This is a genomic window from Synechococcus sp. J7-Johnson, assembly GCF_024345795.1.
Classification (GTDB): domain Bacteria; phylum Cyanobacteriota; class Cyanobacteriia; order PCC-6307; family Cyanobiaceae; genus Regnicoccus_A.
Window position 1 is genome coordinate 1 of record NZ_JAGQBU010000062.1, and the last position, 5,826, is coordinate 5,826.

Below are 5,826 nucleotides of genomic sequence, written 5' to 3' on the forward strand. Positions count from 1 at the left end.
TCTGGTGTACACCGGCATCACCCGCGGCAAGCAGCTGGTGGTGCTGGTGGGTCAGAAGAGAGCGCTGGCAATGGCCGTGAAGAATCACCTGGGCCGCAGGCGTTACACCAAGCTGGCGGAGTGGCTCGGCTGACCAGCTGCAATCGCTCTGATGCCGCCGTTGATGCGGTGGATCGGCTTGCCGTACTGACAAGACAGGCAGGCGGATCTATCTCTGAATCAGAGGCCTCGACCAGGGCAGCACCAATCAGTCCCTGCAACCGGCCAAAGGGCGCCCGACACGGGGCGCCCTTCTCATAAGCAGCGTTCAGACATCGGTTGGAGCAACGCCTTGAGGGCGTACGTGCTCACTTGTTCGTTGACTGAACAAGTCCATTCGGCACTTCAACCACTGGTCAACCCGCCTTGTAGCCGATACCGTCCGACGCAATTGGCCGGGTGGATGGATGCCATTTCACGCTGTTTCTGCTGGACGAGCCACCCCTCTGCTGCTCGGTGCAACCCTGGCCTTTGGGGCCACTACCTGGGTGGCTCCCGCTGCTCAAGCCACTCAAGCAGGCCAAGCCCAAGTGCTCACCGCCATCCGTCAGGTGTGGCCCGCTGCGCACCATGATTCCGCCATCCGGCTGGCGCGCCTGGAGAGCGGCCTGTCCCCCACAGCCCGTGGCTGCGCCGGGGCCTGCATCGGTCTGTTCCAGATCCACTACACGGCAAACCGTCGGTTGATGGCCGCGATGGGCATTCACACGCCGGACCAGCTGCTGGATCCGGTCGTCAACAGCACCTTGGCCTATCGCATGTTCCGCGAGTCGGGTTGGAGGCCCTGGGGCAATCAGCCATGAGCGCTCGGGCTTACCCGGGAGGCGAACTCTGTTGCAGCAGCGCCTCGACGCTGGCCACCTTGTCCTCCAGCGTCTGGTCCCGATCGGTGCGGGTGTTGACTTTCACCGTGGTGAAAATGCGTGGAGCGCCCATGGCATGCACGGCCGCATGGCAGGCCTCGATCGCTGTGAACACTGGCTCCCACTCGCCCTCAATCGCGGTGCCATTGGCGTGCAGCTGGATCTTGAGGCCGGCGTCCAGCAGCACCCGTTCACAGGCTGCGATGTAGGGCGCCAGGTTGACGCCGACTCCAATCGGCACAACGCAGAGATCGACGATCACCTTCATTGCTTGAGCAGCTCGAGCAACCGCTCCACCCGGCCTGCCGCCACCTGACTCAGACGGTCGTAGGCCGCTCGTTCCTGCTCCTCGATCTGGACCTGGCTGAGCAGCGAGCGATGGGCTTCCAGCTCAGGCCATTGCGCGATTACGACCAACATCCTGGCACGTTCAGTAAGCGGCTGTGTGACGCAAGTAGCGCCTCCCATCCCGCCCAGGTAATCGCTTGAGCACAGTGGAAGGCAGAGCCTCCGTGCAAGCGGCCATGACCATCCAGGAACAGATCACGACCCATGAGCAACCGCTCGGGCAGGAGGAGACCCTCGAGCGGGAAGTCCGTGCCGTGCTGAGCGATAACCCGGCCGCCATCACCAAGGACGTCCGCAGCCTCACCCTCCGCGCCCTGACCGAAGGAAAACTGGATCAAGGCGCTGTTCAGAAGGTGGTTCGCGCGGTGGTTGCCGGCGCCACCGGCGGCGCTCAGGGAGCCAGTGACGGGCAACTCGCTCTCAGAGAGGCACTGCAAGGCCTTGATGAGGCCCTGGCTGCCGCAGCCCAGGCCACCCGTCTGACCCTGGAGGAGGCCGTCGGAAATGCCGGCGCCTTCTCCCGGCAGACGCTGCGGCGGCGACTGGATGATCTCTCCACCCTGGAATCCCTCTTCATCGAGACCGTCAGCCAGACGGCATCCAGCGCGGCTGGTTTCACCCGCACGACGCTCGTGGATGTAGCGGACCATGCGCGCGCGTCGGGATCGGCCGTCGGCTCAGCCGTGAAGGAGGGGGTGACGAGCCTGGGCCGGGCCCTCGCCGAATGCGTGAGCGATCAGGTGGAGGTCACCACGTCCGTGCTGCAGAAGGAAGCGGCCCTGCTGGCGGGCCTCACCAGTGGGGTGCTGCAGGGGATCGCCGATCGCCTGAGCGGCTCGCATCCGCTTGTAGCGGCTGAGGAGGAGGGAGATGAGCAGGGCGGTTCTGGGGCCCAGGAGCCTCCGGTGCGCAGCTGATCACAACCAGTCGACCGGAATCGCCTCCCTGCCGGCGGGATTCCATGGGGCCATCAACGCCTCCAGCCCCCGCAGCTCGGCGGCGTCTTCCGGTAGCAACCAGGCCTCTTCCCATCCATCACTGATCACCACCGGCATTCGGTCGTGGATCGGACGCAGCAGGCAGTGGTGATGGCGCCAGGGACCACGAAAGAACGGCTTTTGCCGCGCGTCTCGTTCAGCCAGCTGGGGACCAGACCCCACTGGGCGAAGCCCACTTCAGGTCGGCCATGCTGCTGCCGCTGGATCAGCAGTGGTTCGCCTGGCCGCACTTGCTGCCGCGGCTGGTAGTGCTCGAGCAAACCCTCCGGCAGCGGACCCTTGAGCCGTGGCAGCAACTGATCGATCGTGGTGGTGAGCGAGTAACGGCCACACATCAGCGATGCCTGCGGATCCAGTCGAGACTGCTCCCAATCTGCGTGACCTGACTCCCGGCAGTACAACCGCGATGCAGACCGCCATCCATGAAGAGCGAGGCTGATCCCGAAGGCCATCGATCGCTACGGCCGCACCGTTGCCGAAGTGATCGGGGCGGTAAATCTCAACCTGGCGATGGTGGAGGACGGCCAGGCATTTGCCTACCGGAAGCACCTGGGTCAGTGCGATGCCACTGAGTATCTGGATGCAGAGTTCCGGGCTTCCCGCCGCCGCTACGGGGTGTGGCAGGTGCCAGGCGGCATCACCCGCCCATGGGACTTTCGGCGGGTTCGGCTGCGCTGATCGTGGCCGCTGTTAGGAGAAAGGGACTCCACTGATCAATGTGTGATGCGAAAGCTCAATGCACTCGCAGTTCTGGCTGTGTCTGGTGTGGCCTTGTCTCTTGCCTCCGGCGGAGTCTGCCTGGCACGTCCGAACCCCGGGGGGATCGGTGGACCTGCCTCCGGAGCCGGGGTTCGCCCAGGAGCAGGCGTCGGGGCACCAGGCGCAGGGGTGTACCGGCGCTGATCTGCTCGCCAAAGTCAAGGAGCTTGTTGATGCCTCCAAATCCGATTTGGTGCCGGTAGGAGGCAGCGACGAGGAGGAGTCAGGGCCAGCAGCGATCAATCCGGCAGTACAAACCCATCCAGCCGGGTTCGGGCCCCCTGGCCCTGCCGCCGGGTGACAGTGGGGTCGTCATAGGCCACCCAGGCCATCAGGCTGCCTTCCAGGCGTTGCACCTCCAGCCCTTCTGGCTTGTCGCTGCCCTCCCCCGGTCGGCCAGGGCGGCCATCGCGGATCCACAGCAGGGGCTCAGGTTCCTCCACCAAGACTTCAATGGGGCTATCTGAATCCCTGGGGCGGAGGGCGTTGCGCCAGCGGTAGAGATAACAAGGACCTGCCATGGTCATCGTCGGTCCGGCCAGCACGAGCACGTCTTCACTGCCTGGCACCACGGCCAGGTCACGCACCGCCAGGCCGCCCAGCTGCAGATAGCGGACGTGCAGGCCGGTCATTGTGAGAGTGGGCTCGTTGCCATTGAGGCCGTCCACGCGCAGGTCGAGCACCAGGGCAATGCCACGCAACACTGGACCTCTCAGCCCCGCTAGCACACGCTCCCCGCTGGCGGCGATGCCTTCAATGTCGAGTCCGTTCTCTTTGCTGGGAATCGTCAGAAAGGGGGCGATCCGCGTGTCGGCCGCCAGGGCCCTGGTGAGAACATCGCCGCCGCCTGTTGGGTCCAACGCCAGCCGCTGCCCTGCCACTGGCAGGCCCTCGCCATTCAGCTGCAGGCAGCCGAGCACATGGGCGTTGCGGCTTTGCCTGTCATGCAAGCGCAGGGGTTCTGCTTCGTCGTCGGGCTTTCGGCGCCGCAGGCTGTGGGAGCCCACAAGCCAGAGCCGATCACCGTCGCGCGCCAGACCCTCGATATCCGATTCGCCGTCGTCCTTGCCGCCGGCCAGGCCGAAGTCCTTGAGCTTCACTTCGCAGAGGTCGCCGTAGCGGTGCTCACCAAGGCGTTGCAGCCGGTAGAGGCTGCGGCCCTCATCACCCCCCAGCCAGAGCAACCCGTCGCGAGCGGCCAGGGCAGAGAGGTTCTGCTGCAGATACTCAGCATCCTTGTCTGAGGGGCCCAGTTCGAGGATGCGCTGTTGGGTCGGGGGGGTGGCCAGGGGAAGGTCGGCTTCCGGATCGGGCATGGTGGGCTCAGCGCAGGTCAGACAAGCACCAGCTTCAGCTCGTCTTCGCTGGAGTAGCTGAGTGCTGGGATCGGCAGCTCAACCCGGTCGCGGTGATTGAACAAGGGGATCCTGGTTAAGGGCGGCTCTGCTGGGGGGGCATCTGGATGCCTGCTCCAGCTTCAGTGGGTGCCTGGGGTAGAGCCGTTGATCTTGTTGAGCTGAATGCCCAGGTAGGTGGCTTCGTGGTTGAGGGCCGTTTTTGTGTCGATGTTTCCAGCTGCGGCCGCTGCGGCGAAACGGACGAGCAGCGAGTCCCGAAGGGCTTGTTCGCGGGCAGTGCTGGTGGAGGCTTTGGACATTGGGCGGGACTGGGAGAAGCGGAAAAACTGATCCGCATCTCAACCATAAGCCTCATCGGTAGAGATGCGGCATAGTTTTGTCTGTAGCTGATTAGACCAGAATGTGCTGTTAGTCACCGTCCGGGCCCATGGCATGGGAGAGACGCTCTACTGCTGTCTCAGCAGGGTGAGTTCGGGTGATGGAGCGCTGCTCAGAGCCGTTCAGGCCTCAAGCAGGTGCGCAGCATCCAGGCGGTTTGCTCACAGGTCTGCAACCGCTTGGTGAGCCGATCGGCGGCAACGTGCGGCTGATTCCGCAGACCGTGGATCGCCATGGTCGCGCCGTGGCCGATGTGAACGTGGCAGTGAACCTGAACCTGGCGATAGTGGAGGATGGAATGACCTGAAACCTCCGCGGGCCTACGGCTACGCATATCAAAAGTACCTGGACCAGTCGGCGCTGAATTAGGGCTTGGCAGGTATCAGGTGGAATCACCCGGCCCTGGGACTTTCGCCGCGTCTGAGCATCTACTCGATCCGATGGTGATTCCGACTGCGCCGCGACTGTTGCAATGTGATCGTTGAGTCCAGGCCTGATCGGGAGTGCTGGTATCAGCTGCGGATGGCCCGGCTCCATGAGCTGAGCGAGACGGGGCCGGTGCAGGCCGGGTCTGAGGTGGGTGCCTGAATCGGTTGATCAGTAGGTCGTGCGCAACTTCCGAAGCTCACTGCGGCTGTGATGAAGCCGACCGAACTGTTGGGTCTGAACCGCACTAAGGAGCTGGTATCCCTGCCTCATGCAGAAGCCCTCCCCCGGCGAGCGGTGCGTAGGCCAGACCAGCATGAACCCCAGATAGGGACTCCTGAAAAAGAGCGGCAGCCAAAACCGGTCTTGGAGCGGCAGGGGATGCGCTATTGCGGAGCCCACAAATCTGGCTATGCGGTGACCGGCAAATCATCCCACTTGGGACATGGACCATTGCAGGCACCTCCTTCCATGGAATTGAGCTCAAGAAGGCTCCAAAGCCAAGCGAAAAGGAATACAAAAAAGAGGCACAGCAGCCTCAGGATCTTCTCCGCGCACATCACCAGGAAGCTCATTGAGATTGAACCCTCAGCGCCAGCGGACAGTCTGGCCATGATCAACTTCAAGGAATATTTGCGCTTGCCTGTGCCAAAGACG

At 63.6% G+C, this 5,826-nt stretch carries 11 protein-coding genes; 5 read left to right on the forward strand and 6 right to left on the reverse strand.

The window, feature by feature from the left end; all coding sequences use genetic code 11:
- Nucleotides 1-569: 569 nt before the first annotated feature.
- A complete protein-coding gene (locus tag KBY93_RS15835; RefSeq protein WP_255095379.1) occupies nt 570-842 on the forward strand; it encodes a transglycosylase SLT domain-containing protein in 273 nt (90 codons plus the stop codon).
- A gap of 10 nt (nt 843-852) precedes the next feature.
- On the opposite strand, the gene KBY93_RS15840 is transcribed toward KBY93_RS15835, so the two are convergent.
- Complete coding sequence (locus KBY93_RS15840) at nt 853-1,170, reverse strand: MTH1187 family thiamine-binding protein (protein ID WP_255095380.1); 318 nt, start codon at nt 1,168-1,170, stop codon at nt 853-855.
- On the reverse strand, nt 1,167-1,322 hold the full coding sequence (locus KBY93_RS15845; RefSeq protein ID WP_255095381.1) for a hypothetical protein: 156 nt from the start codon (nt 1,320-1,322) through the stop codon (nt 1,167-1,169). The genes KBY93_RS15840 and KBY93_RS15845 overlap by 4 nt, the downstream gene beginning before the upstream one ends.
- Before the next feature lie 104 nt (nt 1,323-1,426).
- Here KBY93_RS15845 and KBY93_RS15850 point away from each other — a divergent pair, with 104 nt between their 5' ends.
- Complete coding sequence (locus KBY93_RS15850; protein WP_255095382.1) at nt 1,427-2,167, forward strand: DUF6781 family protein; 741 nt, start codon at nt 1,427-1,429, stop codon at nt 2,165-2,167.
- Here the strand turns inward: KBY93_RS15850 and KBY93_RS15855 are convergent, their stop codons facing one another.
- Both KBY93_RS15855 and KBY93_RS15860 read right to left on the reverse strand, forming a co-directional pair.
- Nucleotides 2,168-2,299: a hypothetical protein gene (locus KBY93_RS15855; protein WP_255095383.1), complete on the reverse strand. Its 132-nt coding sequence runs from the start codon at nt 2,297-2,299 to the stop codon at nt 2,168-2,170.
- On the reverse strand, nt 2,293-2,583 hold the full coding sequence (locus KBY93_RS15860) for an SOS response-associated peptidase family protein (protein WP_255095384.1): 291 nt from the start codon (nt 2,581-2,583) through the stop codon (nt 2,293-2,295). Before KBY93_RS15860 ends, KBY93_RS15855 begins: the two co-directional genes overlap by 7 nt.
- A gap of 115 nt (nt 2,584-2,698) precedes the next feature.
- On the opposite strand from KBY93_RS15860, the gene KBY93_RS15865 reads away from it, so the two are divergent.
- Complete coding sequence (locus KBY93_RS15865; protein WP_255095389.1) at nt 2,699-2,926, forward strand: thermonuclease family protein; 228 nt, start codon at nt 2,699-2,701, stop codon at nt 2,924-2,926.
- Between the two features lie 320 nt (nt 2,927-3,246).
- On the opposite strand, the gene KBY93_RS15870 is transcribed toward KBY93_RS15865, so the two are convergent.
- Both KBY93_RS15870 and KBY93_RS15875 read right to left on the reverse strand, forming a co-directional pair.
- Entirely contained in the window at nt 3,247-4,323 is a 1,077-nt protein-coding gene (locus KBY93_RS15870) for a DUF3616 domain-containing protein (RefSeq protein ID WP_255095385.1), read from the reverse strand.
- A gap of 161 nt (nt 4,324-4,484) precedes the next feature.
- Nucleotides 4,485-4,664: a hypothetical protein gene (locus KBY93_RS15875; RefSeq protein WP_255095386.1), complete on the reverse strand. Its 180-nt coding sequence runs from the start codon at nt 4,662-4,664 to the stop codon at nt 4,485-4,487.
- 236 nt (nt 4,665-4,900) lie between these two features.
- Here KBY93_RS15875 and KBY93_RS15880 point away from each other — a divergent pair, with 236 nt between their 5' ends.
- Nucleotides 4,901-5,050, forward strand: coding sequence for a thermonuclease family protein (locus tag KBY93_RS15880; protein WP_255095387.1), 150 nt, complete (start codon nt 4,901-4,903; stop codon nt 5,048-5,050).
- Between the two features lie 332 nt (nt 5,051-5,382).
- On the forward strand, nt 5,383-5,826 hold a 444-nt coding region (locus tag KBY93_RS15885), incomplete at its 3' end, for a hypothetical protein (RefSeq protein ID WP_255095388.1).

Excerpts from the sequence above, each read along its gene's own strand:
- KBY93_RS15840 (WP_255095380.1), bottom strand. The coding sequence starts at position 1,170 with ATGAAGGTGATCGTCGATCTCTGCGTTGTGCCGATTGGAGTCGGCGTC.
- KBY93_RS15845 (WP_255095381.1), bottom strand. The coding sequence starts at position 1,322 with ATGTTGGTCGTAATCGCGCAATGGCCTGAGCTGGAAGCCCATCGCTCG.
- KBY93_RS15850 (WP_255095382.1), top strand. The coding sequence starts at position 1,427 with ATGACCATCCAGGAACAGATCACGACCCATGAGCAACCGCTCGGGCAG.
- KBY93_RS15860 (WP_255095384.1), bottom strand. The coding sequence starts at position 2,583 with ATGTGTGGCCGTTACTCGCTCACCACCACGATCGATCAGTTGCTGCCA.
- KBY93_RS15870 (WP_255095385.1), bottom strand. The coding sequence starts at position 4,323 with ATGCCCGATCCGGAAGCCGACCTTCCCCTGGCCACCCCCCCGACCCAA.
- KBY93_RS15875 (WP_255095386.1), bottom strand. The coding sequence starts at position 4,664 with ATGTCCAAAGCCTCCACCAGCACTGCCCGCGAACAAGCCCTTCGGGAC.